At 71.6% G+C, this 25,660-nt stretch carries 19 protein-coding genes; 10 read left to right on the forward strand and 9 right to left on the reverse strand.

The genetic code is table 11. From position 1 onward, the window contains the following. The first annotated feature begins 135 nt into the window (after window positions 1-135). Together E9934_RS01075 and E9934_RS20400 are read left to right on the forward strand one after the other, a co-directional pair. Window positions 136-1,479, forward strand: coding sequence for a protein kinase domain-containing protein (locus E9934_RS01075; RefSeq protein WP_158294883.1), 1,344 nt, complete (start codon window positions 136-138; stop codon window positions 1,477-1,479). Beyond that, window positions 1,476-3,503: an FHA domain-containing protein gene (locus E9934_RS20400; RefSeq protein WP_136560980.1), complete on the forward strand. Its 2,028-nt coding sequence runs from the start codon at window positions 1,476-1,478 to the stop codon at window positions 3,501-3,503. The genes E9934_RS01075 and E9934_RS20400 overlap by 4 nt, the downstream gene beginning before the upstream one ends. A 19-nt stretch (window positions 3,504-3,522) precedes the next feature. Here the strand turns inward: E9934_RS20400 and ku are convergent, their stop codons facing one another. Further along, entirely contained in the window at window positions 3,523-4,476 is a 954-nt protein-coding gene (ku, locus tag E9934_RS01085; protein WP_136560981.1) for a non-homologous end joining protein Ku, read from the reverse strand. 55 nt (window positions 4,477-4,531) lie between these two features. On the opposite strand from ku, the gene ligD (E9934_RS01090) reads away from it, so the two are divergent. Both ligD (E9934_RS01090) and ligD (E9934_RS01095) read left to right on the forward strand, forming a co-directional pair. Then, entirely contained in the window at window positions 4,532-5,470 is a 939-nt protein-coding gene (gene ligD, locus E9934_RS01090) for a non-homologous end-joining DNA ligase (protein ID WP_136560982.1), read from the forward strand. Further along, on the forward strand, window positions 5,470-6,387 hold the full coding sequence (gene ligD / locus E9934_RS01095; protein WP_136560983.1) for a non-homologous end-joining DNA ligase: 918 nt from the start codon (window positions 5,470-5,472) through the stop codon (window positions 6,385-6,387). Before ligD (E9934_RS01090) ends, ligD (E9934_RS01095) begins: the two co-directional genes overlap by 1 nt. Window positions 6,388-6,530: 143 nt before the next feature. Here ligD (E9934_RS01095) and E9934_RS01100 read toward each other — a convergent pair whose 3' ends face one another. From E9934_RS01100 to E9934_RS01115, 4 genes are all read right to left on the reverse strand, one after another. Further along, complete coding sequence (locus E9934_RS01100) at window positions 6,531-6,905, reverse strand: hypothetical protein (RefSeq protein WP_136560984.1); 375 nt, start codon at window positions 6,903-6,905, stop codon at window positions 6,531-6,533. A 69-nt stretch (window positions 6,906-6,974) separates the two neighbouring features. Continuing rightward, on the reverse strand, window positions 6,975-7,784 hold the full coding sequence (locus E9934_RS01105; RefSeq protein WP_136560985.1) for a PP2C family protein-serine/threonine phosphatase: 810 nt from the start codon (window positions 7,782-7,784) through the stop codon (window positions 6,975-6,977). 180 nt (window positions 7,785-7,964) lie between these two features. Then, window positions 7,965-8,195, reverse strand: coding sequence for a DUF3107 domain-containing protein (locus E9934_RS01110; RefSeq protein WP_136560986.1), 231 nt, complete (start codon window positions 8,193-8,195; stop codon window positions 7,965-7,967). Between the two features lie 86 nt (window positions 8,196-8,281). After that, a complete protein-coding gene (locus E9934_RS01115; protein ID WP_238694678.1) occupies window positions 8,282-8,941 on the reverse strand; it encodes a TetR/AcrR family transcriptional regulator in 660 nt (219 codons plus the stop codon). 200 nt (window positions 8,942-9,141) lie between these two features. Here E9934_RS01115 and moeZ point away from each other — a divergent pair, with 200 nt between their 5' ends. Continuing rightward, window positions 9,142-10,350 (forward strand): adenylyltransferase/sulfurtransferase MoeZ, encoded by a 1,209-nt coding sequence (gene moeZ, locus E9934_RS01120; RefSeq protein WP_136560987.1) that lies wholly within the window; start codon window positions 9,142-9,144, stop codon window positions 10,348-10,350. Between the two features lie 96 nt (window positions 10,351-10,446). Here the strand turns inward: moeZ and E9934_RS01125 are convergent, their stop codons facing one another. Further along, window positions 10,447-12,699: an immune inhibitor A domain-containing protein gene (locus E9934_RS01125; protein ID WP_136560988.1), complete on the reverse strand. Its 2,253-nt coding sequence runs from the start codon at window positions 12,697-12,699 to the stop codon at window positions 10,447-10,449. Window positions 12,700-13,048: 349 nt separating this feature from the next. On the opposite strand from E9934_RS01125, the gene E9934_RS01130 reads away from it, so the two are divergent. After that, window positions 13,049-13,348, forward strand: a complete 300-nt coding sequence (locus E9934_RS01130) for an MGMT family protein (protein WP_202977144.1) — start codon at window positions 13,049-13,051, stop codon at window positions 13,346-13,348. A gap of 5 nt (window positions 13,349-13,353) precedes the next feature. Here E9934_RS01130 and tpx read toward each other — a convergent pair whose 3' ends face one another. Beyond that, window positions 13,354-13,845, reverse strand: a complete 492-nt coding sequence (tpx, locus tag E9934_RS01135; protein ID WP_136560990.1) for a thiol peroxidase — start codon at window positions 13,843-13,845, stop codon at window positions 13,354-13,356. A 35-nt stretch (window positions 13,846-13,880) separates the two neighbouring features. Next, a complete protein-coding gene (locus E9934_RS01140) occupies window positions 13,881-16,427 on the reverse strand; it encodes an SCO7613 C-terminal domain-containing membrane protein (RefSeq protein ID WP_136560991.1) in 2,547 nt (848 codons plus the stop codon). A 618-nt stretch (window positions 16,428-17,045) separates the two neighbouring features. Between E9934_RS01140 and E9934_RS01145 the strand changes: the two genes are divergently transcribed. From E9934_RS01145 to nudC, 3 genes are read left to right on the forward strand one after another with little or no spacing between them, the layout of a single operon-like run. After that, window positions 17,046-20,294 carry an ATP-dependent helicase gene (locus E9934_RS01145; protein ID WP_238694679.1) on the forward strand — a complete coding sequence of 1,083 codons (3,249 nt, stop codon included), beginning with the start codon at window positions 17,046-17,048 and terminating at the stop codon, window positions 20,292-20,294. Continuing rightward, window positions 20,291-23,554 (forward strand): ATP-dependent DNA helicase, encoded by a 3,264-nt coding sequence (locus tag E9934_RS01150; RefSeq protein ID WP_238694680.1) that lies wholly within the window; start codon window positions 20,291-20,293, stop codon window positions 23,552-23,554. Before E9934_RS01145 ends, E9934_RS01150 begins: the two co-directional genes overlap by 4 nt. Before the next feature lie 9 nt (window positions 23,555-23,563). After that, window positions 23,564-24,475, forward strand: coding sequence for an NAD(+) diphosphatase (gene nudC, locus E9934_RS01155; protein ID WP_136560992.1), 912 nt, complete (start codon window positions 23,564-23,566; stop codon window positions 24,473-24,475). Window positions 24,476-24,491: 16 nt separating this feature from the next. Here nudC and E9934_RS01160 read toward each other — a convergent pair whose 3' ends face one another. Continuing rightward, complete coding sequence (locus E9934_RS01160; protein WP_136560993.1) at window positions 24,492-24,740, reverse strand: mycoredoxin; 249 nt, start codon at window positions 24,738-24,740, stop codon at window positions 24,492-24,494. Window positions 24,741-24,842: 102 nt separating this feature from the next. Between E9934_RS01160 and E9934_RS01165 the strand changes: the two genes are divergently transcribed. Next, window positions 24,843-25,660, forward strand: an 818-nt coding sequence (locus E9934_RS01165; RefSeq protein WP_136561465.1) for a UvrD-helicase domain-containing protein, incomplete at its 3' end; no start/stop codon positions are given.

Below are 25,660 nucleotides of genomic sequence, written 5' to 3' on the forward strand. Positions count from 1 at the left end.
TGTCCACGCTATCGGTCCTCGGTGGCTGGGTCCGCGTTTCAACCTGCCGGAACCTGTGGAGGCTATAGATTGTCACGCAGTCCCGGCACAGCGACAACGACACCGCAGGTCATCACACGGAGGTCTGGCACACCCATGGTTCTTCCAGAGGGCGTCGAGGTCGACCTCGGACCGTTGGGACGCGCCCGGGTGACCTCCCTGCTCGGTCAGGGCGGTCAGGGCTACGTCTTCGAGGTCCGTCGTGACTCGGGCGAGCCGCTGGCGCTGAAGTGGTACAAGCCCGAGAGCGCGACCGCGCAGCAGTACGACGAGATGCAGCAGCTCGTCGAGATCGGCTCGCCGCACCAGCGCTTCCTGTGGCCGCTGAGCATGGCCCGGGTCGGCGCTGAGGCGAGCTTCGGCTACGTCATGCACCTGCGTCACCAGCGCTTCCTCGAGCTGAGCTACCTCCTCCTCAACGCCGATCGCGACGGTCGGCCCCTCGACGTCTCCTTCGCGTCGATCATCGAGCTGTGCCGGCAGCTGAGCTACAGCTTCCTTCGACTGCACGCGCGCGGCCTGTGCTACCGGGACATCTCCTTCGGCAACGTCTTCTTCGATCCGTCCAACGGGGACGTGCTGATCTGCGACAACGACAACGTCGGCATCGACAACGGGACCGGCCGAGTGCTCGGCACGCCGTACTTCATGGCGCCCGAGGTCGTGCGCGACACGACCTACCGGACCCTGCCCAACACCGACACCGACCGGCACTCGCTGGCGGTCCTGCTCTTCTACTCCCTCTTCCTCGGGCACCCGCTCGAGGGAGCACGCACGGATGCCGGGATGCGCGACGCGCACTGGCTGATGACCCACTTCGGCACCGACCCGCTCTTCTGCATGCACCCCTCCCGCGCCGAGAACCGCCCCGCGACGATCGTGCAGCAGTACTGGAACATCTACCCGAAGTTCCTGCGTGACCTGTTCACCCAGGCCTTCGTCGACGGGATGGACAACCCGGGTGCCCGCGTGACCGAGGGCCAGTGGATCAAGGCGATGGACCGGTTGCGCGACGGGATGCTCGCCTGTCCCACCTGCGGCACCACGAACTTCTGGAGCCAGGGCGACGCCAGCCTCACCTGCTGGCAGGACCAGACCGAGTTCACCCCGCCCTATCTCCTGCAGATCGGCCGCCGCACGCTGGCGGTCGGGCCGCAGACGGCCATCCGCTCCGACCACCTGACCTCGGGGGTCGATCAGCCGACGCCGCTCGCACGGGTGCGTCAGCACCCTGAGGCGCGTGAGCGCTGGGGCCTGCACAACGACTCCGACTTCTCCTGGCCCGTGACCTATCCGGGCGGTCAGCACTTCCTGCTGGAGCCGGACCGGACGATCGAGCTCGTCAACGGCGCTCGGATCCAGATCCGCAACGCCACCGTGCAGGTCCGACAGCCGACGCCGCCGGCACCGTCGTCGCCCGTGACCAGCGTCGTGGGGTGAGCGGAGTGTCCGCGCTCGTGGTCGAGGTCGACGGCCGGGTCCTGCGCCTCGAGGGCCGATCCGCGTTCCACATCGGGCGGGCGATCGAGGCCGACATCGTGTTGACCGCGGGCTCGGTGTCGCGACGCCACGCCGAGATCCGCTCCGTCGACGGCGTGTGGACCCTGATCGACGCGGGCAGCCAATTCGGGACGTTCGTCGACGAGCAGCGGATCACCGAGCACCCCATCGAGCAGCGGGTCGAGGTGCGCTGTGGTCCGCCGGCGGCCGGCGCGACGCTCACGGTCATCCCCGCCGAGCAGTACGACGACGCGTCGGCCACGCCGTCCGTCCCGGCGCCGCTCGCGCCCATGCCCGACGGACTGCTCGACGAGCCGACGTCGGTCCCGCGGCCGGTCACGCCGGGCGGGGAGGCGCCGCGGCCCGACCACACGGCGGTCGCGCCGCGCCGCGCCGGTGCGCCGGACGCTCCCGTGCCCCCGCTCTCGCCACCGCCCCTGCCAGCAGCGGCGGCGCCGGGCAGTGAGCGCTTCGCGCCCCCGGGTGCGGCTCCGGCGACCCCACCCGGCCTGCCGCCGGCGCCGTTGTCAGGCCCACCGCCGGTCCCTGCGGCCCTGCCTCCTGTGCCCCAGGCGCCGCCCGCGGCGGGAGCACGGCCGCCGGGTGGCTCCGTCGTGCCACCCCCGATCGACGGCAACGAGGCCACCCAGGTCCTGGCCGCCATCGCGTCGCCGGGTCCGGTCGGGCAGCCCGGACCCAGCGGTCCACCACCCCCGCGCACGGGCCCCGACCTGCTGGTGGTCGCCGAGGGCCGCGAGCACCGGTTCCGCCACCCCGCCCAGGTCACCGTCGGCCGCCGGAGTGACTGCACCGTGGTGATCAGCGACCCGGCGTGCTCGCGCATCCACGGCCGGATCGACGCGCACCCCGGCGGTTGGAGCTTCACCAATCTCTCCAACGAGAACTCTTTCCTCGACGGACGACGCGTCGTGCACCGCGCCTTCGACGAGCGGACCAGTCTCCGGCTCGGCCATCCGGTGGCAGGCCCCGAGCTGATCCTGGTGCCGATCCTGTCGGCGGCCGAGGAGGAGCGGCGGATCGCCCGTCGTCGCTGGGGCCGGCGCCTCGTGGTCGTCGGCGTGGTCGCTGCCGTCCTCACCCTGATCGGCGGGGCGGTGGCTGGTGCCTGGCTGATCGGTCGGGACGACGACGGCGACCGTCGTACGAGCGGGTCCAGCTCCGAGGGCACCGCGCCCGGTCCCGACGGCACACACCCGCCGTCTCCCGGGACGGACTCCATGGGCTTCCTGTCCGACGCCGAGCTGGACGCAGCGAAGGCCGCGACGGTGAAGATCACCGCGGAGACGCACTACATCGACGACCCGTCCTCGATCGGCGAATACCACGGCTCCGGGTCGATCATCAGCTCCGACGGGCTGATCCTCACCAACGCCCATGTCGCCGAGCCGGAGGCCGAGGGCCTCTACGAGCAGTACGGCGGGCCGCAGATCGCCAATCCCGAGTACCTGTTGATCTCGCTGACCGACGGGATGACCGACACCAACGCTCCGCCGGCGTTCCGCGCGCGGGTGGTCGCGGCTGACGGCCACCTCGACGCGGCGGTCGTCCAGATCTATGCCAACGCCGACGGCAGCGACCTCGACGGCGACCTGGACCTGCCGGCCGTCGAGGTCGGCGACTCCGACGACCTGAGGGCGGGCGACGACGTCACGGTCCTCGGCTTCCCGGCGGTGGCGGGCTCGGGGGCGTCGATCACCGTGACCACGGGAGTCATCTCGACGGTGCTCAACATTCCCGAGCTCGGCCCGCGCTCGGAGCTCGACACCGATGCCCGCATCGCGCCCGGCAACTCCGGTGGCATGGCCGTCAACAACGACGGAGAGCTGATCGGCATCCCGACCGCCCTCCAGTCGGATGAGGGCACCACCGTCACCAGTGGCCGAATCCGCTCGATCGATGTCGTGAAGGACCTGATCGAGGAGGCCGAGGCCGCGGTCGGCTGACGCCGCGCGTCGACGCCAGTCAGCTGGCCTTCTTGGCGGCCGTCTTCTTGGCAGTGGACTTCTTTGCCGCAGTCTTCTTGGCGGCTGTCTTCTTCGTGGCCGTCTTCTTGGCCGGTGCCTTCTTCGCAGCGGCCTTCCCAGCCGCCGCCTTGCCGGCCTTCTTCACCGGTTCTTCGGGGCCGGACTCGCCGCGGGAGACCTTGGCCGCCTCGACCGAGCGCTGGAGGGCTGCCAGCAGGTCGACCACCTCGCCGCCGGTCTTGGCGGACGTCTCGGTGCGCTGCACCTCGCCGCCCTCGATCTTGGCCGTGACGACGGCCTGGACCGCCTCGGCGTAGTCGTCCTCGAACTCGGCCGGGTCGAAGTCGCCGGAGAGCGTCTCGATGAGCATCTGGGCCATCTTGACCTCGGCGTCCTTGACCTCGCCGGCCTCGACACTGAAATCGGGCTGCCGGATCTCGTCGGGCCACATCATCGTCTGCAGCACGATCACGTCGCCGGTCTCGGTCTCGCGCACCCGCAGGACGGCGGTGGTGGTGCGCTGACGCAGCGCCACGGTGACGACGGCCATCCGCTTCGAGTCCAGCAGGGCCTGACGCAGCAAGGCATAGGGCTTGGCGCCGGTCCCCTCCGGCTCCAGGTAGTAGGACTTCTCGAACAGCAGCGGGTCGATCTGCTCAGCGGGCACGAACCGCTCGACCGCGATCTCGCGCGACGACGTCGTGGGGAGGTTCGCCATGTCCTCGTCGGTGAGGATGACCATCTCGCCGTCCTCGGTCTCGTAACCCTTGGCGATGTCGGAGTAGGGGACCTCCTCGCCGTCGAGCGAGCAGATCCGCTGGTACTTGATCCGCCCGCCGTCCTTGGCATGCACCTGACGGAACGACACGTCGTGACTCTCGGTCGCGCTGTAGAGCTTCACGGGCACACTGACCAGCCCGAAGGAGACCGCGCCCTTCCAGATCGCACGCATGGGTCGAGCGTACTCGTCGCGTCCCCCGATCGAGCCGGCCTGACAGGATGGACGGGTGCCCGACCTGCTGCCGATGCTCGCCACCCCGAGCAGCCACGTGCCGGCGGGCGAGGAGTGGCGCCACGAGGTGAAGTGGGACGGCGTCCGCGCGTTGACGCACGTCACGGGCGGCTCGGTCACGATGACCAGCCGCAACGCCAACCGCATCACCGCGGCCTGGCCCGATCTCGCCGTCGCGCCGGCCGTCGGCGACGACACGGTCGTGGACGGGGAGATCATCGCCCTCAACGAGCGCGGCGTGCCCGACTTCCGCGTGCTCGCCGATCGGATGCACGTGCGCAAGCCTGCGACCGTCGCCCGACTGGCCGAGAGGATCCCGGCGACCTACATGGTCTTCGACGTGCTCCGCCTGGCCGGCGAGGACCTCTGCGACCTCCCGCTCGAGGAGCGTCGCCGCCGGCTCGCCGACCTCGACCTCAGCCGCGCCGGCTGGCAGGTCCCCCAGGACTACGACGACGGCGCGATGCTCTTCGAGGCGACCCGGGCCCAGGGCCTCGAGGGCATCGTCAGCAAGCGGGTCGGGTCGGCCTACCGGCCCGGGCAGCGCACGCCGCACTGGGTGAAGCTCCCGCACCGCCACCGCGGCTCCTTCGTCATCGGCGGCTGGCGCCCCCAGACCGGCACGGCCGACCGACTCGCGTCCCTCCTGGTGGGTGAGCCGACCGCCGACGGCCTGCTCTATCGCGGCCGGGTCGGGAGCGGCATCGGGCCGAAGCAGTCCCGGGTCCTGACCGAGCTGCTGGCGGACCTCAGCACGGCAACCGGGCCCTTCGCCGACGAGGTCCCGCGCGTCGACGCCGCCGGCACGACGTGGGTCGAGCCGGTCGTGGTGGTGGACGTCGACACGCACGGGGTCGGCTACGACCGGCTGCGCCAACCGTCGTTCCAGGGCGTCCGGACCGACCTCACCCCGGACGACCTGGTGAACCGCTGATGCCGAGGAGTCCCCAGCGCCCGCAGACCGAGGTGCACGTCGACGTCGAGGGCCGCACGCTGCGGCTGACCAACCTGGAGAAGGTCCTCTACCCGTCGACCGGTACGACGAAGGGCGAGGTGCTGGACTACTACGCGCGGATCGCGCCGGTGTTGCTGCCGCACCTCGCCGGCCGCCCGGTCACCCGGATCCGCTGGCCGCACGGCGTCGGCGACAAGAGCTTCTTCGAGAAGAACGCCCCGGCGGGCACGCCCTCTTGGGTGCGCACGGCCGAGGTGCCCACGACCGGCAGCCGCGGCGCGAGCAGGCACGGCGACACGCTCGTGTTCCCCATCATCGACCAGCTGGCGACCCTGATGTGGGCCGTCAACCTGGCGGCCCTCGAGCTCCACGTGCACCAGTGGACGGTCGACGGCGACGGCGAGCCGGTGGGCGCCGACCGGCTCGTCATCGACCTCGACCCGGGAGAGGGGGCCGGCCTGCACGAGTGCTGCGGCGTCGCCCTGCTCGTGCGCGAGGCGCTGGCGGCGCGCGACCTGGACGCCCACCCGGTCACCAGCGGGAGCAAGGGGCTGCATCTCTATGCACGCCTCGACGCGCCGCTGCCGCCCGAGGAGACGAGCGCGCTGGCGAAGGAGATCGCCGAGGAGCTGCAGACCGGTCACGGCGACCTGGTCACGGCGACCATGACGAAGGCCCGTCGGCGGGGCAAGGTCTTTCTCGACTGGTCGCAGAACGCCGGATCGAAGACCACGGTCGCGCCCTACTCGCTGCGCGGCACACCGCGACCCCAGGTGGCCACGCCCGTGACCTGGGAGGAGGTCGCCGAAGGAGCCGATGATCCCTTGGGTCTCGACCAGTTCACGATGGCGCAGGCGCTGGAGCGCGTGGATGAGTACGGCGACCTGTTCGCCTGACTGCTCCGACTCCGACGCGCGGTCGCGACCTCCTCCTGTCGACTGTCGCGCGGAACGGACTGGATTTCGACGCGCGGTCGCGACCTCGTTCCTCGGTCGCGCGCTTGCTCAATCCGCCGGCGCCCACGCGCCGCGTTCGTTCCTCACGCGTCGCTGCGCCGGCGCATCCCGTAGACGTCGAACTCGGTGACCACGCCGGCCGGGTCGCCGCCGGAGCCCACGACACCGGCCAGCTCCTCCGGGGCGACGGCGTGGTCGGCCTCGTCGAGCGTGGCGTCGATGAGCAGCTGGAGCTCGGCCGTGGCATCGGTGACGCGGGCGGCGGCCATGTCGATGCGCCACCCCTGCCGGCCCAGCTCGTCGAGGACGCCCATGAGCGTGGTGTTCTTCTCGGCGACCACGCCCTCGAAGCCGTCGTGGGCCTCGACGAGGTAGATCGGCCGTGTCACGGCGAGCGCGGCAGCGTCATAGAGCGGCACCCACAGGCGCGCGTACTCGTACTGCCGTCGACCGCTCACGTCGTCAGTGTAGGTCGCATGACGCGTGCCGTCGTGCCGGATTCGGTCTCGCCGTGTGTCCGCGAGCGGTCAGGCCGTCCGCAGGCCCAGGTAGGGGGCCGGCGCGATGATGTTGGCCGGATCCACGACCGCGCCGACCTGGGCGCCCCGCCCCGGGGCAGGCGGACCGTCGACGACGTCGGCGACGACCACGGTCACGTTGTCGCGCGTGCCCGCGTCGAGCGCTCCCCGCACGAGCCGTTCTGCGACCGTCGCGCGCGATTCCAGTCCCATCACCATCTGCAGCGCGGCGGGGGAGAGGACGTCGGTCAGCCCGTCACTGCAGAGGAGGAGCCGGTCGCCGGGGTGCAGGTCGAGGGACGTGACGACAGGGTCGGACGGGTGCTCGCCGTCGACGGCCTGCAGCACGACGTGGCGGTACGGCGACGTCGCTGCCTCCTCGGGTGTCATGCGGCCTGCATCGACGAGCGACTGCACCATGGTCTGGTCGCGCGTGAGCGGCGCCAGACGTCCGTCGCGGAGCAGGTAGGCGCGGGAGTCGCCGACCTGCGCGATCGCCGTGTGCTCGCCGTCGGTGAGGATCGCGGTGAGCGTGGTGGCCATGCCGGCGCGGGAGGCGTCGGCGCGCACAGCGGTGGCGAGCATCCGCTGTGCTTCGGCGATGGCGGTTCGCAGGAGACGGTCGGGCGCCAGGCCGGGGTGGGCCTGGGCCCGCGCGTCCAGCACACAGGCAGTGGTGGCGGAGGCCAGCTCGCCGGCGGCGGCGCCCCCGACGCCGTCGGCCACGCCGAGCAGCCGGGGCCCGGCAATGGCGCTGTCCTCGTTGATCTCCCGGACAGGGCCAGTGTCGCTCAGCGCGGCGACGCGGAAATGCACCATGGTGACCTCGGATCCGGCCGTGAGGGGCCTGGGTCCAGTGTCGCCGATGAAGCTGTGAAAAGTCTGTGCGATCGGCTGGTTTCGCGACCGGTCGCGGCGTGCCTCAGGACCGGGTCTCGAGGCGCCGTCGCGAGCTCAGGCGCACCTCGACCAACGGCTTCTTCCCGCCCTTCGCTGCGCTCAGGACCGGAAGCCGACCTGACCGCTGGAGCTGCGACCGATCTCGACGTAGGCGAGCTTGGCGGTCGGGACCACCGTGACCTTGCCCTTCGTGTCGGTCAGGGTGAGGACCCCGGCCTCGGTGGCCAGGGCGTCCTTGACCAGCGCGGCGACGTCCTCGTTGGTCTGGTCGGTCTCGATGACGAGCTCGCGGGCGGACTGCTGCACACCGATCTTGACCTCGACGGTCATGGTCACTCTCCTCGTGTCGCTGCGAGGGCCGGTCTTGGCCCGTCGTGTCCAGACTAGGACCTCGGTCCACGCCGGGAGCTGCGGGATCAGGCGTCGGCCTGCTCCTCGACCTTGGGATAGCCGCGGATCCCGCGCCAGGCGAGGCCCGCGACGAGGGCGATGGCGTCGTCGCGCTTGAGCTGCGCCGCTGCGGTCTCCGACTCCGTCAGCCAGTAGCGGGCGCTGACCTGGGCCATGCCGACCAGGGAGAGACCGAGCAGCTGTGAGGCACCGGCCGGCAGGTCGGTGTCCTCGGCGATGACGGCGGCGATCATGTCGGCGCACTCGGTCGTGACCCTGTCGACGTGACCGCGGACGGCGGGCTCGTTGGTGAGGTCGGACTCGAAGACGAGACGGAACGCCCCCGTGTCGTGGCCGACGTAGGCATAGAAGGCGGCGATCGCGGCCTTCACGCGCTGCTTGTTGTCGTGGGTCGACTCGAGGGCCTTGCGGCAGTTGGCGATGATGGCGTCGCAGGCGGCGTCGAGGATCGCGAGGTAGAGCTCGAGCTTGCCCGGGAAGTGCTGATAGAGCACCGGCTTCGAGACGCCGGCACGCTCGGCGATGTCATCCATCGCGGCGGAGTGGTATCCCTGCGCCACGAACACCTCGAGGGCGGCGGCCAGCAGCTGGGCACGCCGCTCGCGCCGGGGCAGGCGTACGCCGCGTCGCCGCGAATCGTCCAGGTCGAACTGCTCGGTCACCACGCTGCGAAGCCTACTCGCTGGTAGCCCGCAGGATCGGACAGGTCCCCGTGGCGACCACGGCCGTCCAGCCGGTGGGACGTGGCGTCCAGGGCCTGGATCGGGCAGGGACCATGGAGAGCAGGGGAACACGGCGGCGCACCACGGCGTTGACGCCGGTAGACATCCCCACTTCGCACTGTTCGACCGAGGAGCTGAACCCCGTGAGCTTTCCCGCGCTGGTGGAGCCGGCCGCCGAGCTGACCATCGACGAGGTCCGCCGCTACAGCCGCCACCTGATCATCCCCGACGTGGCGATGGACGGCCAGAAGCGCCTGAAGAACGCCAAGGTGCTGGTCATCGGCGCCGGCGGGCTGGGCAGCCCCGCGCTGCTCTATCTGGCCGCCGCCGGCGTCGGCACCCTCGGCATCGCCGAGTTCGACGAGGTCGACGAGTCCAACCTGCAGCGCCAGGTGATCCACGGCATGTCCGACCTGGGCAAGTCGAAGGGTCTCTCGGCCAAGGAGTCGATCCACGAGATCAACCCGTTGATCGAGGTGGTCCTCCACGAGGAGCGTCTCGACAACGACAATGTCTTCGACGTCTTCAAGGGCTACGACCTGATCGTCGACGGCACCGACAACTTCGCGACCCGCTACATGGTCAACGACGCGGCGTACTTCCTCGGCATCCCCTACGTCTGGGGCTCGATCTACCGCTTCGACGGCCAGGCCTCGGTCTTCGCGCCGACGATGTCCGACGACGCGCCCTGCTACCGCTGCCTCTATCCCGAGCCGCCGCCGCCGGGCATGGTCCCCTCCTGCGCCGAGGGCGGCGTGCTGGGAGTGCTGTGCGCCTCGATCGGCTCGATCCAGGTCAACGAGGCCATCAAGCTGCTGATCGGTGCGGGTGAGCCGGCCATCGGCAAGCTGGTCATCTACGACGCCCTCGAGCTCGAGTGGCGCAAGCTGAAGGTCCGCAAGGACCCCAACTGCGCGCTGTGCGGGGAGAACCCGACCGTCACCGGCCTCATCGACTACGAGACCTTCTGCGGTGCGATCTCCGAGGAGGCCGCCGACGCCGCGGTCGACGCGACCATCTCGGTGACCCAGCTCGCGTCGATGGTCAAGGAGCGCGAGGAGGGCAGCCGCGACTTCGTGCTCATCGACGTGCGTGAGCCCGCCGAGGCCGAGATCAACCACATCCCCGGCGCGGTCCTCATCCCCAAGGGCGAGTTCCTCAACGGCAATGCGCTGAGCCAGCTCCCGTCGGTCGACTCCGGCACGCAGGTCGTCCTGCACTGCAAGAGCGGCGTGCGTTCCGCCGAGTGCCTGGCAGTCCTCAAGGGCGCCGGCTACGACGACGCCGTCCACGTCGGTGGCGGCGTGGTGGCCTGGGTCAACCAGATCGACCCGAGCCAGCCGAGCTACTGAGCAACGAGCAGGGCCCCGCGATCCACTGAGCAAGCTCGGAGGGATCGCGGGGCCCTGTCGTGTCCCCGGCGGCGTGCCGGCGTCAGGACCTGCCGGTCACGGATTGCGGACGCGGACCGTGATGGTGCCGTCCCGGTCCTCGTCGACGACGCGGGCCGTCACGCCCACTCCGGCGACCTTCACCGAGTTCCAGGGGTTGGTCTCGGTCCAGTAGCGCTCCGGGTCGGAGTCGTCGAAGGTCGCGATGCCCCGCTGGCGCGGCGAGCAGGCCGCCAGCCGCTGGACGCCGTCGTCCGTGCTGACCTCCTTGTGCAGGCAGACCCGGTCGGTGCGGGAGAGGCTGAACGTCGCGTCGAACGGCTCTCGACGGTTGGTCGGGCTCGTGCCGTCCGGGAACGTCAGCGAGTCCGGTCGTACGTCGACCGGCAGCGCGTAGCCCTCACCCTCGTGCGCGCTGGTGTTGTTGTCGGCCCATGCCTCGTCGACGAGCCACACCAACATGCCCTCCTGGTAGGGGAAGTGCTCGACCCAGTCGGGTCGGGTGACGCCCTTGCCGAAGTTGTAGGGCCCCACCTCCAGCGTCCCGTCGTAGCCGACGTACTGACGGTTCTCGATCAGGTAGTAGCGCTCGGTGGTCTTGGTGTCCGTGCCCGTCGAGACCGTGAAGCCGTCGACCGCCCACCCGTTGTCGCCGTCCTCGGCGCCGTCGGTGAAGGTCGTGCCGTCGGTCGTCACCGTGATGTTGTCGAGGAAGGCTCCGGCCTCGTTGACGCCGCCGTCGGTGTTGTAGCGGATCCGCAGCGTCGACGCCGCTCCGCCGGGGGCGTAGGACCACGAGTGGCTCGTCCAGTCGGCGTTGCCGTCCAGCTTGGCGAGGTTGGTCCACGACGAGCCGCCGTCGAGGGAGTACTCGACGTAGAGGAAGTCGTAGCCTGCCTCGATCTGGTGCCAGATGTCGGCGCCGACCTCGACCGAGGCCGCAGCGGGGACCTCACGGGTGAGGGTGTTGACCAGGCTGTCGCCGCGACCGCTCCACCAGGCGTGCTCGCCCTCGGGTGGCGTCGTGTAGTCCCGCACGGTGGTCTTGTCGGGCAGGTTGACCTTGATCGCCTGGTCGTGCCGCTTCATGGTCTTCTGCGACGGACTCAGCTCGAACGTGCCGCGCTCGCCTGCGTCGACCTCGGTGTAGTCGAGCCAACCGAGGTAGAGCTTCTCCTCGGGACCGAAGCCGCCGGGCGTCGTGCCGATCGCGCCATCGCCGTGGCCCAGCCAGGAGCCTGACGACATGACGCTCCAGAAGCCGGTGCCGTTGTCGCCGCCTGCGGTGTCGTAGAAGTCCGGCAGCTCGAGGTCGTGGCCGTACTCATGGACGAACACCCCGAGTCCGCCGTTCTCCGGCTCCACCGTGTAGTCGCCGATGAAGTACCGCGACTCACCGACCTGCGCGCCGCCGTAGAGGTTCTGCTCGCCGCCGACGACCGGCCCGGTCTGGCCGTAGAGGTCGCCGTTGACGTACCAACGATGCGACCAGATCGCGTCGTCACCGGCGCCCGCTTCCTCACCGCCGCCGGCATGCACCGCCTGGAAGTGGTCGATGTAGCCGTCGGCCTCGTTGAAGTCGCCGTCGTTGTCGTAGTCGTAGCGGTCCCAGACGTCGAACTGCGCGAGGTAGTCGTCGATCTGCGCCGGCGTCCTGCCGGCGGCGACCTGGGCGTCGTACCAGGCGTCCGCGGTGTCGGCGATGAACGCCCACGAACCGCCGTCGTCCTCGACCGCGTTGTCGCCGTAGCTCGATGCGTTGCCGGGGACCTCCACCCAGTCCTCGGTCGTGACGCTCACGTCATAGCGGCCGGACGAGGCCTCCTTGTAGAAGTTGCGGAAGGACTCGCCACGACCGTTGAACATCTCGTCGTAGTGGGCCTTGCCGAAGTCGTCCACCCAGTAGGTCGAGTTGTCGACGCGACGGTCGGGCCGAGGGATCTCGTTGTGGGACGGGCCGGGGTCGGTCCCGTGCTCGGGGTTCGACTCCGTGCCGAACTCGCCGAGCATCGTCAGCACCTTGTCGGTGCGGTTGACCGGGAACTCGACGTACCGCCCGTTCTTGAGCTTCACCGTCGCGCCGCCCTGGGCCCGCTGCGACAGCGTGCGGCTGCCGCTCTCCAGGAGCTCGAGCGCCTTGCGCGTCTCCCTGCGCTGCTCCTTGGTCTTCGGGCCGGGGCGATCGTGCTTCTTGACATGGGCGGGCCGCTGCTTGCCCGGCCCGTCGATGGGAGTGTCGGCCTGGGCGGGCTGCAGTGCCGCGCCGGCCAGTGCGGCCATGGCCGCACCAGCGATCAGGCCGGATGCCAATTTCCTCAATTTTTCCTCCGAGATGAGTGAAATGACCCCACGCCGACGCGATCCCACTTCTGTGGGTCGCGCTGGATGATCCGGTGTCCGCTGGCCACCTCACACGAAAATCGCCCGCGAACGCAAGGGCTGGACGAAAAGTCGACCAATCGTGACCATCGCGGCGCGGGGCCGGCAGGCGTAACCGCGACGCGGCGTCATCGTTGATCGGACGTCGCGGCCTCATCGAGCCGCCAGCGACCCGAAGGCGTTGTCCGCACCGAGGGAGCACCTGAGAGCCCCGGCCGATCGGCCGGGGCTCTCGGCGTCTCCCAGGTCCTCGGGGACGCCGGGATGCTTGGATGGCGTCGTGGACGAGGGCTACGTCGAAGCGGTGCTCGACCTCGTGGAGCGCATCCCTGCGGGCCGGGTGACAACCTACGGCGCGATCGCAGGGGTGGTGGGCGGCGGCCCACGTCAGGTCGGATCGGTGATGGCACGCCACGGCGGCCCGGTGCCGTGGTGGCGGGTCGTGCGAGCCGACGGCTCACTGCCACCGAGCCACGGCGACCGGGCGCGGGAGTGTCATCTCGCCGAGGACACGCCGCTCAGGACGAGCGGCGGCCTCGACATGTCACGGGCGTTCTGGGACCCGGCGACGGGGGAGTGACTCGCTCAGCCGAGCGCGGCGACGGCCGCGTCGTAGTCCGGCTCGGTCGCGATCTCGGGCACGAGCTGGCTGTGCAGCACCGAGCCGTCGGCGTCGACGACGACGACCGAGCGCGCGAACAGGCCCGCGAGCTTGCCGTCGGCCATCTTGACGCCGTAGTCCTCGCCGAAGCTGGAGCGGAAGCCCGAACCGGTCTGGACGTTGTCGATCCCCTCGGCGCCGCAGAAACGGCCGAGGGCGGGCGGCAGGTCCTGGGAGACGTTGATGACCGTGGTGTTGTCCAGGCCCGCGGCGAGCTCGTTGAACTTGCGCACGCTCGCGGCGCAGACACCGGTGTCGATGCTCGGGAAGATGTTGAGGACGGCGCGCTGTCCCTCGGGGAGGGTGATGGCGCTGAAGTCGGCGCCGACCAGCTCGAACGTCGGGGCGGTGGAGCCGACGGCGGGGAGCTCGCCGACGGTCGTGACGGGGTTGCCGCCAAGTGCAGTGGTAGCCATGACGTCGTTTCTAGCAGGTCCGGGGTGGACCCGGGTCACCGGAGCCGTCCGAGGAACCCGACGGTCCGGCGCACCTCGATCACCCGACGCTCCCAGGTGATGCCCAGGCCGGTGAGGACGGCGCCGGCGAGCGCGATCCAGACCCACTGCGGCACGGCGCCGGCGTAGGGGCCGATCTCCCGGAGGATCACGATCGTGCCGACGACGGCGCCGGTGAGCAGCGGCGCGTTCCAGCGCAGTGCCGCGCCGGCGATCGTGAGGATCAGGCAGCTCGCGCCGAGGACGAGCGCCCGGAGCGAGATCGGGTCGCTGAGCACCCACAGCAGCGAGGGGACGGTGACGAGGAGGAGACCGGGGAGGAGGGCGGTGACGGTGCTGGTCTCGTCCGACCGCTGCAGCCGCCACAGGCCGAGGGCGAGCAGCGCCAGGGCCAGGGGGAGTGTGTAGGCCTCGGGCTGACGCACCGAGAGATCGATCAGTCGCACCCAGGTGGCCAGCAGGAGCAGGGCCAGACCGACACCGCCCAGCGGCCGACGGGCGGGCGTGAGCAGCGCGCTCGCGCAGCACAGGAAGCCGGCCACGCACAGCCACAGCGAGCTGAACCCGCCCGCGTCCTGGACGTGCGGCAGTGAGGTCGCCAGCGCGAACAGCGCCGTCACGCCAGCTGCCATCTCGACCTCGGTCCGCGGCAGGGCCAGCGCCAGGATCCCCACGCCCAGCAGCACCGGGACGGCGACCCAGGCGCCGCCGGCGTCGGTGACATGCACCGTCGCGGCGATCGCGAGGCCGACGAAGGGGGCGGCAGCGAGGCCGCCGAGCGCGCGGAGTGCGTCGTCACGGAGCCGGGCGAGCGTGATCGCACCGACGGCTGCGGCGCCTGCGGTCAGTGCGGCCAGCGGGGCGCTGGGCAGCGCGGTCGCGGTGGCGATCGCGGCCAGCGCGAGCCCCAGCACGCCGGAGCCGGTCGCCGCGGCGCCGGAGCCGCGCAGAGCGACGGAGAGGCAGCCGGCGGCAGTGAGCACGAGTGCCCCGACGGGCAGGGCCAGCGCGACGTCGTACGACATCAGGGTGACGGCCGCGCCGACGCCGGTCACCAGAGCGGCGCCGGCTGCCACGGCGCTGCGGCCGATCCTGCCGCGACCGAGCAGGGCCACGACGGCGGCGATCACGAGCAGGGAGGGCACGAGCTGCAACGGCGAGGCCGGTGCGTCCGGACCCGACAGGCGCAGGCCGATGCTGCGGTCGAAGGCAGCCGGGTTCTCGGCCAGGAAGTCGGTCCACCGGACGAAGGCGACCGACATCGTGGAGAGGGAGATGCCGGCGAGGATCGCCGCGCCGGCGCAGGCGGGGGCCACGGCGACCACCCGGACGGCGGCCGGCAGCGCGGCGAGGGCGACCAGCCAGGCCGAGGTGACGACGAGGGCGAGCATGCCGATCGAGGTCAGCTCGCCGTCGATCCCGGGAAGCGTCGCGGTCACCGTGACGACCACGGCCGCGCCGGCCGCGCCCAGCAGCGCGAGGCGACGTTCGCGCAGGACGAGCCCGGGAAGGGCCATCCAGGCAGCACTGGCGATCAAGGACCAACCGGTCCCATCGCGCCACAGCTGGACCAGGGTCGGGTCGAGAAGTCCTTGCACCAGGGCCACGATCGCGCCGCCCGACCAGGTCAGGAGAGCGGCGATGGCCGCGCTTCGCAGGAGCGCGTCCTCGGTGGCCCGGTGACCGACCCAGGCGACGGCCAGCGCCAGGACGGTGGCGACGTGGGCGACGAGGAGATCGTGTCCGCTGGCGGCGACCGCACCCAGGTAGGCCGTCGCCAGTCCGGCGCCGGCGAGGACCTGGGGCGAGGTCAGGCGCGGCTGGGATCCGATCCGGAGCAGACCGAGCGCCGAGCCGGCGACCGCGACCAGGAGACCGGCGCAGGACGCCGTCCAGCCGCGGCTGCCGTCGCCGAGCCAGCCTGCGGCTCCCGCGCCGAGCACGTCGAGGCAGAGCATCCCCAGTCCGACGATGCTGAGCGACTCGCCGGCGATGCGGAGCCCGCGAGCGTGCAGGAGCATCGAGGACGACAGGGACGCCGCCGTGAAGGCGAGGAGCACGCCGGTGCGTCCCCCGACGCCGAGGGCCGACCACGACACGGCCAGGAAGATCACCCCCGCGGTCAGGAGGCAGAAGGCGCCGAGGCCGAGCAGGATCTTGGGGATCGAGGAGACCGAGACGCCCGTGCGTGACGGGTCGACAGGTCCGGTGGAGCTGGCGTACCCGGACGAAGACGCGGCGGGCGTGGCGGGCATCGAGGCGGGCGGGGTCGGCACGGATCGCTTCGGCGTGACCGGTGCTCCGGGAGGGACGAGCGCGCCCCCGAGCGGTGCGGCCGTGGCGCTCGCGGAGAGCGCGGGACCGGGGAAGGCGTCGCTGGCGGTCCGCAGGTCCTCGACCAGGTCGTCGGCACGGCGCAGCGTGCTGAACAGGTCGACCGCGAGGGGGTGGCGGACCAGGAGCCGGCAGGTCGGGCAGACCGGGACGCCCGCGGGGAGCTCGTCGCGGCAATCGGGGCATCGGGTGGGATCGGCATAGCGCATGCCTCCATTCAGTCGAAGACGGCTGGCCGGCTGCAGCGGCAGTGCACTCAACCGGGCTGAGCACCCGTACTCAGACCCTCCCCGAGGACGTCGGCTCTCCACAGGCACCCGTGGAATCTGGGGAGGAAGGCGGCCTCCTCTGTGGATGACCGGGCGCACATCTGTGGACGACACGCCGTTGGGCGGTGGAGGAACGAGAACCTGCGAAAAACGGGGAGGAAACCCCTTGCCAAGGCGCGATGGACGGGCGTAGAACTTCTCCCACGCACTCCTCCGGGAGAGCGGGATCGCCGGAAGGCAACGATCCAGCAGGCCAGGCCGAAGCCCTCGGGCGGAGGCCACCGACACCCTCCGGGGTGAAGGTCGCCGAGGTCCTCCGGGACGTCGGGCGAGGCGGCCCCGCAGGGGGACGCCGGCCGCGCGAGCCAGGTGACGAGGCTCGTGGGATCAGCGCGGACCGTCGGATCGATCGGGAGCGTCACCAGTACCGATCACCCAGAAGGGCCCTTGTGACTCATACTCACAAGGGCCCTTCGTCCATTTCGGGCGCGCTCGGATGCGCTCGTCGGAGGGACCGCCCGCCCCATTGGGTCGGACCGTGATGGTTGAGTGACGCTCGTGGAGCAGGGGAGCAGCCAGAGCCGATACGTCCTGAGCGGGACGTCATCGTCGGACCCTGCGCCCGCGCTCGACGAGCGCCAGCGCCAGGTGGTCGAGCACGAGGGCGGGCCGCTGCTGGTCCTGGCCGGTCCGGGCACCGGCAAGACGACGACCCTGGTCGAGGCCATCGTGGACCGGATCGAGCGCGGTGGCGCAGATCCCGACTCGGTCCTCGCGCTGACCTTCTCGCGGAAGGCAGCTGACCAGTTGCGGGATCGGGTGAGCGCGCGGCTGGGTCGCACCACGGGCCACCAGCTGAGCTCGACGTTCCACTCCTTCGCCTATGCGCTGGTGCGCCGCTACGCACCGGCCGAGCTCTACGAGGCGCCGCTGCGCCTGCTCTCCGCGCCCGAGCAGGACGTCGTCCTGCGCGAGCTGCTCGCGGACCACCCCGAGTCCGTGAAGTGGCCCGAGCGGTTCCGCCAGGCGATGGAGACTCGTGGCTTCGCGCGGGAGGTGCAGGCCGTGCTGGGGCGGGCGCGCGAGAAGGGCATGGACGGCGAGGAGCTGCGGCGCCTGGGAGAGGCGGAGGGCATCGACGAGTACGTCGCCGCCGGCCTCTTCCTCGAGCAGTATCTCGACGGCCTCGACAGCCTCGGCGCCACCGACTACGCCGACCTGATCCGCCGCGCCGGCATCGAGGCGGAGGTGCACCGCGCCGAGCTGCGCGACCGCTTCCGCCATGTGTTCGTCGACGAATACCAGGACACCGATCCCGGACAGGTCGCGTTGCTGCGTGCGCTCGCCGGTGACGGTCGCGACCTGGTCGCCGTCGGTGATCCGCATCAGTCGATCTACGCATTCCGTGGGGCCGAGGTCCGCGGGATCCTGGAGTTCCCGACCGAGTTCCCGAAGGCCGACGGCAGCCCCGCCGAGGTGGTCGCGCTGCAGACCACGCGACGATTCGGCCAGCGGATCCTGATGGCCTCGCAGCGGGTGGCAGGGCGTATCGGCCTGCCTGGCACCATCCCTGCCGGTGCGCGCGAGTCCTTCCTGGCGCCGACCTGCGCGCCCGGGCCACACGGCGACGGCAAGGTCGAGGTGCTGACCTACGACACCGACCGCGCCGAGGCGGACCACCTCGCCGACATCCTGCGCCGCGCGCACCTCGAGGACGGCATCGGCTGGGACGAGATGGCGGTGCTGGTCCGTTCGGGGCGCGCGAGCATCGGGCCACTGCGGCGCGCACTCGGCGCCGCCGGCGTCCCGGTGGAGGTGGCCGGCGATGAGGTTCCGCTGGTCCGCGACCCCGCCGTGCTGCCACTGCTCGAGGCGTTGCGCGCGGTGGTCAACCTCGACAACGACGACCACACCGACATCGGCCATGTCGACCCGGGGCGCGCCGAGGCCCTGCTCACGGGCCCGTTGGGCGGCCTCGACGCCGGCGACGTACGACGGCTGGCGCGCCAGCTGCGGGCCCGGGAGAAGGACGCCTGCCAGGAGACCGGCGGCACGCCGCGCAGCTCCCGTGAGCTCGTGCGGCTGGCGGTCGTCGACGTGGGCGTCCTCGACGAGGTCGCCGGACCCGAGGCCGACCGTGCGCGGGCCCTGGCTCAGCTGCTGGCCGGCACCCGGAGCGCCGCCGAGGGCGGTGCGAGCGCGGAGGAGCTGCTGTGGAGCCTGTGGTCCGGCACGTCCTGGCCGCAGCGACTGCGTCGGTCGGTCGAGGCCGGTGGCGGCTCCGCGCGCCGGGCGCACCGCGACCTCGACGCCATCTGCGCCCTGTTCGACCTCGCTGCCAGGGTGGGCGAGAAGCGCGAGCACCTCGCCGTCGGCCCCTTCCTCGCCAGTCTGGTCCAGCAGGAGATCCCGGCCGACACCCTCGCCGACCGCGGTGCGCGCGGCGCCGCGGTGCGCCTGCTGACCGCGCACCGGAGCAAGGGACTGGAGTGGCGGCTCGTGGCGGTGGCGCACGTGCAGGACGGCGGCTGGCCGGACCTGCGCCGGCGCACCACCCTGCTGCAGGCCGACCGGATCGGCACCGGGGTGGTGGTCCCGGCGGTCACCCCACGCGAGCTGCTCGCCGAGGAGCGTCGCCTGTTCTACGTCGCTTGCACGCGCGCCCGGGAGCGCCTCGTCGTGACGGCCGTGGCCTCCCCGGACGACGACGGGGAGCAGCCGTCACGTTTCCTGGAGGAGCTCGTGCCTGATCGCGACCACATCCGGGCCGTCTCGGGCCGACCCCCACGGCCGCTCTCCCTGGCCGGCCTGGTCGCGGAGCTGCGCCGTACGCTCGCCGACCCGGAAGCTCCCGAGCCGCTCCGCGCCGCCGCCGCTCGACGGCTGGCCCGGCTGGCCGGCGAGTCCGCCGGCCGCCGCCAGCTGGTGCCTGCCGCCGACCCGGCCACCTGGTGGGGCACTCGCGCGGCCAGCCGGTCGGAGGAGCCGATCCGCGAGGTCGGCAAGCCGGTCCCGATCTCCGCGACCGTGCTCGACGCGATCGCCGCCTGCCCGCTCCGGTGGTTCCTCGAGCGCGAGGCCGGCGGCGTCGTCCGGTCGCACCAATCGGCCAACCTCGGCCAGCTGGTGCACGCACTCGCCGAGCGGGTCGCGGACGGCAGCATCGACGGCGACCTCGACTCCCTCATGACCGAGGTCGACCGCGTGTGGGACCGGCTCGACTTCCGCACGCCCTGGTCGAAGGAGCGCGAGCACAAGCGGGTGCGGGCGGCGCTGGCGCGCTTCCTCACGTGGCACGAGCGCAACCCGCGCCGACTGGTCGCCACCGAGGCGCGGTTCGCGACCGAGGTGCGGATGGACGACGGCACCGCCGTGCGCATCAACGGCTACGCCGACCGCGTGGAGATCGGCGGAGACGGCCGGGTCATCGTGGTCGACCTCAAGACCGGGCGCGGCAAGCCGACGGGGCCGGCGGTGCGCGACCACGTGCAGCTCGCGCTCTACCAGTACGCCGTCGACGCAGGCGCGCTCGACGACCCGGAGGGCGGCCTGACCGACCTGGTCAGCGGTGGTGCGGAGCTGATCCAGCTCGGCCTCGAGGACGGCTCACCCCACGCGACGCGACAGGAGCAGGACCCGCACGCCGCCGACGGACCCGAGCGGGAGGCGCTGCGCGAGCGGATCACCCACGTCGCGCACCTCCTGCGCGAGGAGACCTTCCCCGCGGTCGCGGGTGAGCACTGCCGCGACTGCGGGTTCGTGCCGCTCTGCCCGGTGAAGAGCCCCGGATCGGTGGTGGAGCAGTGACCGATACGGCCAGCACCTCGATCAGCACGCCCGAGGACCTGCAGCGGGCGATGAAGGCCGAGTTCCCACCGAGCCCGGAGCAGTGGACGGCGATCACGGCGCCGCTCTCGCCGGTGGTCGTGATCGCGGGGGCCGGCTCCGGCAAGACCACGCTGATGGCCGCCCGCGTCGTCTACCTGGTGCTGACCGGGCAGGTGCGCCCGGAGGAGATCCTCGGGCTGACCTTCACGACGAAGGCCGCAGCCGAGCTGCGGCAACGGGTGCGGTCGGCACTGACCGAGGCCGGAGTCCTCGACCTCAAGACGAAGGCAGACGACGAGGAGGTCCTGGAGCCGACGGTCGCGACCTACAACGCCTACGCCGCCGGCCTGCTCTCCGACCACGGCCTGCGGATCGGGCACGAGCCCGACACCCGGGTGATCACCGACGCGGCCCGCTATCAGCTCGGCGCCCGCGCGGTCGACCGCTACGACGGCGCCGTCGAGAAGCTCTCCGACCACCCACCCACGGTCATCCAGAACCTGCTCGCACTCGACGGCTCGATGAGCGAGCACCTGGTCGGACCCGAGGAGGTGCTCGCGTTCGACGCCACCGAGCGCGCGTCGTTCGGGCGGGCGGTCGCCGCGGAGCTGGCCGACAAGGGCCGCAAGACCTACGTCGAGGCGAGTCAGAAGGCCATCGACGTGATCGACCGGCGGGCCGAGCTGATGGGCCTGGTGGCGTCGTACCGCCGGCTGAAGCAGGACCTGGGGCTGATGGACTTCAGCGATCAGATCGCGCTTGCCGCCCGGTTGGCCGTGGAGCAGCCGGAGGTCGGGCAGCTCGAGCGGCAGCGGTTCAAGGTCGTGCTGCTCGACGAATACCAGGACACCTCCGTGGCGCAGGCGACCCTGCTCGCCCGTCTGTTCGGGGAGGGACACCCGGTGATGGCGGTCGGTGACCCCAACCAGGCGATCTATGGCTGGCGGGGCGCATCGGTCTCCAACATCATCAACTTCCCCGAGGTCTTCCCGGCGGCCGAGGGCGGGCCCGTCCCTGTGCTGCCGTTGACGGTCAACCGGCGCTCCGACACCCGGATCCTCGACGTGGCCAACACGCTCGCCGTCCCGCTGATGGACAAGTACGGCGACAAGGTCGCCACCCTGCAGCACGGCTCGAAGGAACCCGGCTCGGTGCGGGTCAAGGTCTTCGAGACCCACCTCGACGAGCTGGCCTGGCTGACGGCCGAGGTCCACGCCACCCACGACGCCGGCACGCCCTGGGCGCAGATCGCTGTGCTCAGTCGCGACAACCAGCACGGCGAGGCCGTGTTCGACGCGCTCACCGGCGCCGACATCCCGGTCGAGATCGTCGGCCTGTCGGGCCTCGTCCGACTGCCGGAGATCGCGACCGTGGTCGCGACGCTCAAGCTGGTCCAGGACGTCACCGACAACGCCTCGCTGCTTAGCCTTCTCGCCGGGCCGCGGTGGGCGATCGGCCCGCGAGACCTGCGCCTGCTCGGCCAGCGTGCCTTCGAGCTCGCCGGGCGTGGAGGACGCGAGGAGGGCGCGGCCACCGTGCACGAGCAGCTGGTCTCCATCGCGGACGGGATCGACCCGGCCGAGATCCCGTGCCTGGACGACGCACTCGCCGACCCGGGCACGGCGTCGTACTCCCCGGAGGCGCTGGAGCGCTTCGCGCTGCTGCGTGACGAGCTGCGGGTGCTGCGCACGGCCGTCGGCGAGCCGTTGCTCGACCTGGTCCGCCGGATCGTCGACGTAACCGGTGTCGACGTCGAGCTCGCCTCGTCGGTGAGCAAGGCTGCCGCTGCTCGTCGCGAGAACCTCGACCTGTTCATCAAGGCGGTCGCGGACTTCCAGGCCGTCGACGGCGACGTGACGTTGCCCGCGCTGATCGCGTGGCTGACGGCCGAGGACGAGGCCGGCAACGGGCTCGAGGTCGCCACGCCGTCGGGTGCCGACTCGGTCAAGCTGCTGACCGTGCACCGCTCCAAGGGACTGGAGTGGGGGACCGTCTTCTGCGTCGGCGTCGGGGAGGGGCGGTTCCCGAGCACCCAGGGTCGTTCGCTCTGGTGCTCCTCGCCGCCTGTCCTGCCGGCGCCACTGCGCGGCGATGCAGCCGACCTGCCGCAGCTCGAGGGCCACGACAAGGCGGCCCTGGACGCCGACCGTGCCGCGACTCGTGCGCACGAGGCCGAGGAGGAGCTGCGGCTGGGCTACGTCGCGTTCACCCGCCCCGAGCACCACCTGTGGGTCACCTCGTTCCTGTGGGGCGCCCGGAAGACTCCCTACGGACCGTCGTCCTTCCAGGTCGCGATCCGTGAGCTGTGCGAGGGCTGGGGCGAGCCGGTCGAGTGGCGGGAGAAGCCAGAGAAGGGGGCCGCCAACCCGTTCGATGCGGTCGACCCGTCCCGGCCGTGGCCGGTCGAGGGCGTCGGCGCGGAGACCGCCCGTCGGTTGGAGGCGTCGGCCCGGGTGCGCGCCGTCGACCTGGCGCTCGCCGAGGCCGGGGACGCCGCGGACGCCGACCTCGGGCTCGACCTGGTCGACGCGGCCAGGGTGGCGGACTGGGACCAGGAGATCGATCGTCTCCTGGCGGAAGCCCGCGCCGAGCGGTCGTCGCGCGTCGAGGTGCCGCTGCCGACGTCGCTCTCGGCGACGGCGCTCGGCCGGCTGCGGGAGGACCCGGAGGCCTTCGCCCGTGACCTGGCCCGTCCGATGCCGCGGCCTCCGGCCCCGGCAGCCCGCTTCGGCACCCGCTTCCATGCCTGGGTCGAGACCCGTTTCGGGCAGCAGGGCCTGTTCGAGCCCGACGAGCTGGAGGGACGGGGTGATGCGGGCATCGACGATGACAGCGATCTCAAGGAGCTGATCGCCCGCTTCGAGGCAGGTCCCTTCGGTTCCCGCGTGCCGACCGCGGTCGAGACGCCCTTCGCGCTGGTGCTGGTCACCGCCGACGGTCCCCGCCAGGTGGTGCGCGGTCGGATCGACGCGGTCTATGCCGAGGACGACGGAACCTTCCTCGTCGTCGACTGGAAGACCGGTCGACGCCAGGACGCCGATCCGCTGCAGCTCGCGCTCTATCGCCTCGCCTGGGCCGAGCTGCGCGGCCTGCCGCTGGAGCGGGTGCGCGCCGCCTTCTTCCACGTTCGCAGCGGCGACCTGGTCGTGCACGACGACCTGCCGGACAGGTCGGGTCTCGAGGAGATCATCGGCGAGGCATCCGCGGGGACGGCCTCGCGGCTGCCCGACGCTCGATAGGCTGGCGACGTGACGCTCCCGCACCTGGCCCTCGTGGCCGATCCCCACGACCGTCGCGGCCTGCTGCGCACGGACGAGGCGTGGCTGGAGGAGCGCTGGGCCGAGGAGTCCAGCCGGGCTCTCGTCATCGCCGGCACCCGGGTCCGCCCCGGGGAGGACGGACTGGAGTGGGTGCCGACGCGCGAGGCACCGGACGGCGTACGACTGCTGCTGGGGGAGCGCGACGGCTCGACCTGGTGGGGCGTCATCGTCCCGAGCCTGGCCACCCAGTCGGACCCGGAGCGGTGGCTCCCCCTGCGAGGTCTCCTGCCCTTCCTGTCCGGCGACAGCGTGCGGCAGGCGCCGCTGGTCTTCCACGCGCTCGGTCTGGCCGAGTGGCACTGGGCCCACAAGCACTGCCCCCGCTGCGGCGGCCAGCTGCGGGCGAGGGCCGCGGGCCACGAGCTGGTCTGCGTCGACTGTGCCAAGCCCCAGTTCCCGCGCTCGGACCCGGCCGTGATCATGTTGATCACCGCCGGCGACCCCGGCAGCGACGACGAGCGGGCGCTGCTCGGTCGCCACCCGGCATGGCCGGAGGGGCGCTTCTCGACACTCGCGGGCTTCTGCGAGCCGGGGGAGACGCTCGAGGACGCCGTACGACGCGAGGTCGCCGAGGAGACGGGCGTGCTCGTCGGCGAGGTCACCTACTTCGGCAACCAGCCCTGGCCGCTGCCGTCGAGCCTCATGGTCGGCTTCCACGGCTGCGCAGTCGACGAGACCCTCACGCTCGACGACGCCGAGGTCGAGGAGGCGCGGTGGCTCACCCGGGCCGAGATGCGCGCAGGGGCGGAGGACCGCTCCCTCGTGCTGCCCGGAGGAGTCTCGATCAGCCGCTCGCTGATCGAGGCCTGGTACGGCGGTCCGCTGCCCGGCAGCTGGTAGCCGGGGAGCCTGCGAGTCAGGCGCCCAGGTCGGCCAGCTTCGCCTTGACCTGCGCCACGCTCGGGTTCGTCTGCGCAGTCCCGTCGCTGAAGACCAGCGTCGGGACCGTCTGGTTGCCGTTGTTGGCCGACTCCACGATCGCGGCGGCCTCGGGCTGCTGCTCGATGTCGACGATGTCGTAGGAGATGCCCTCGCGGTCGAGCTGCGACTTGAGCCGGTGGCAGTAGCCACACCACGGCGTGGTGTACATCGTGAACGAGCTCATGGGTTTGTGTCGCCTCCGCCGTCTAGGGTCTGTTTCTCGGCTGCAGTCCAGCCAACCACGTCACCAAGGTCAACCACGCACCGCCAGGAGGTGTTCCCCCCGATGTCGTCCGCGGAGCTCAGTGAGCGACTGCTCGGCGCGCTCGATCCCGAGCAGCGCGAGGTGGCGGAGGCCCTTCGGGGGCCAGTGCGGGTCCTCGCCGGAGCCGGCACCGGCAAGACGCGTGCGATCACGCACCGCATCGCCCACGGCGTCATGACCGGCGTCTACGCGCCCACCGAGGTCCTGGCGGTGACCTTCACGACCCGGGCCGCTGGAGAGCTGCGCGGCCGCCTGCGCGCCCTGGGTGCGCCGGGTGTGCAGGCGCGCACCTTCCACAGCGCGGCGCTGCGCCAGCTGCGCTACTTCTGGCCGCACGTGCACGGCACGGAGCTGCCCGAGCTGGTCGAGTCCAAGCTGCCGATGGTCGGTGCCGCCTGCCGCAGCCTCGGGCTGCCGACCGATCCGGCCGTGCTGCGCGACCTCGCCTCGGAGATCGAGTGGGCCAAGGTCAGCAACGTCTCCTCCGACACCTATGTCGCCGTTGCCGCGGAGCGCGCCCGCTCGGTCGGCAGCCTGGAGCCGGCGGCCGTGGCGCGGGCGATGTCGTCCTACGAGGACGTCAAGCGCGACCAGGGCCGGATGGACATGGAGGACGTGCTGCTGCTCACCGCCGGCCTGCTCGACGCCGACGAGCGGGTCGCGGCGCAGGTGCGCCGGCAGTACAAGTGGTTCGTCGTCGACGAGTTCCAGGACGTCTCGCCGATCCAGTCCGCGCTGCTCGACCTGTGGCTGGGCGGTCGCGACGAGCTGTGCGTGGTGGGCGACCCCGCGCAGACGATCTATTCGTTCGCAGGTGCCGATGCGTCGTACCTGCGCGC

It is taken from the genome of Nocardioides caeni, from assembly GCF_004912195.1.
Lineage (GTDB): Bacteria > Actinomycetota > Actinomycetes > Propionibacteriales > Nocardioidaceae > Nocardioides > Nocardioides caeni.

Excerpts from the sequence above, each read along its gene's own strand:
- E9934_RS01075 (WP_158294883.1), top strand. The coding sequence starts at position 136 with ATGGTTCTTCCAGAGGGCGTCGAGGTCGACCTCGGACCGTTGGGACGC.
- ku (WP_136560981.1), bottom strand. The coding sequence starts at position 4,476 with ATGCGTGCGATCTGGAAGGGCGCGGTCTCCTTCGGGCTGGTCAGTGTG.
- ligD (WP_136560983.1), top strand. The coding sequence starts at position 5,470 with ATGCCGAGGAGTCCCCAGCGCCCGCAGACCGAGGTGCACGTCGACGTC.
- E9934_RS01105 (WP_136560985.1), bottom strand. The coding sequence starts at position 7,784 with ATGGTGCATTTCCGCGTCGCCGCGCTGAGCGACACTGGCCCTGTCCGG.
- E9934_RS01110 (WP_136560986.1), bottom strand. The coding sequence starts at position 8,195 with ATGACCGTCGAGGTCAAGATCGGTGTGCAGCAGTCCGCCCGCGAGCTC.
- tpx (WP_136560990.1), bottom strand. The coding sequence starts at position 13,845 with ATGGCTACCACTGCACTTGGCGGCAACCCCGTCACGACCGTCGGCGAG.
- E9934_RS01140 (WP_136560991.1), bottom strand. The coding sequence starts at position 16,427 with ATGCGCTATGCCGATCCCACCCGATGCCCCGATTGCCGCGACGAGCTC.
- E9934_RS01160 (WP_136560993.1), bottom strand. The coding sequence starts at position 24,740 with ATGAGCTCGTTCACGATGTACACCACGCCGTGGTGTGGCTACTGCCAC.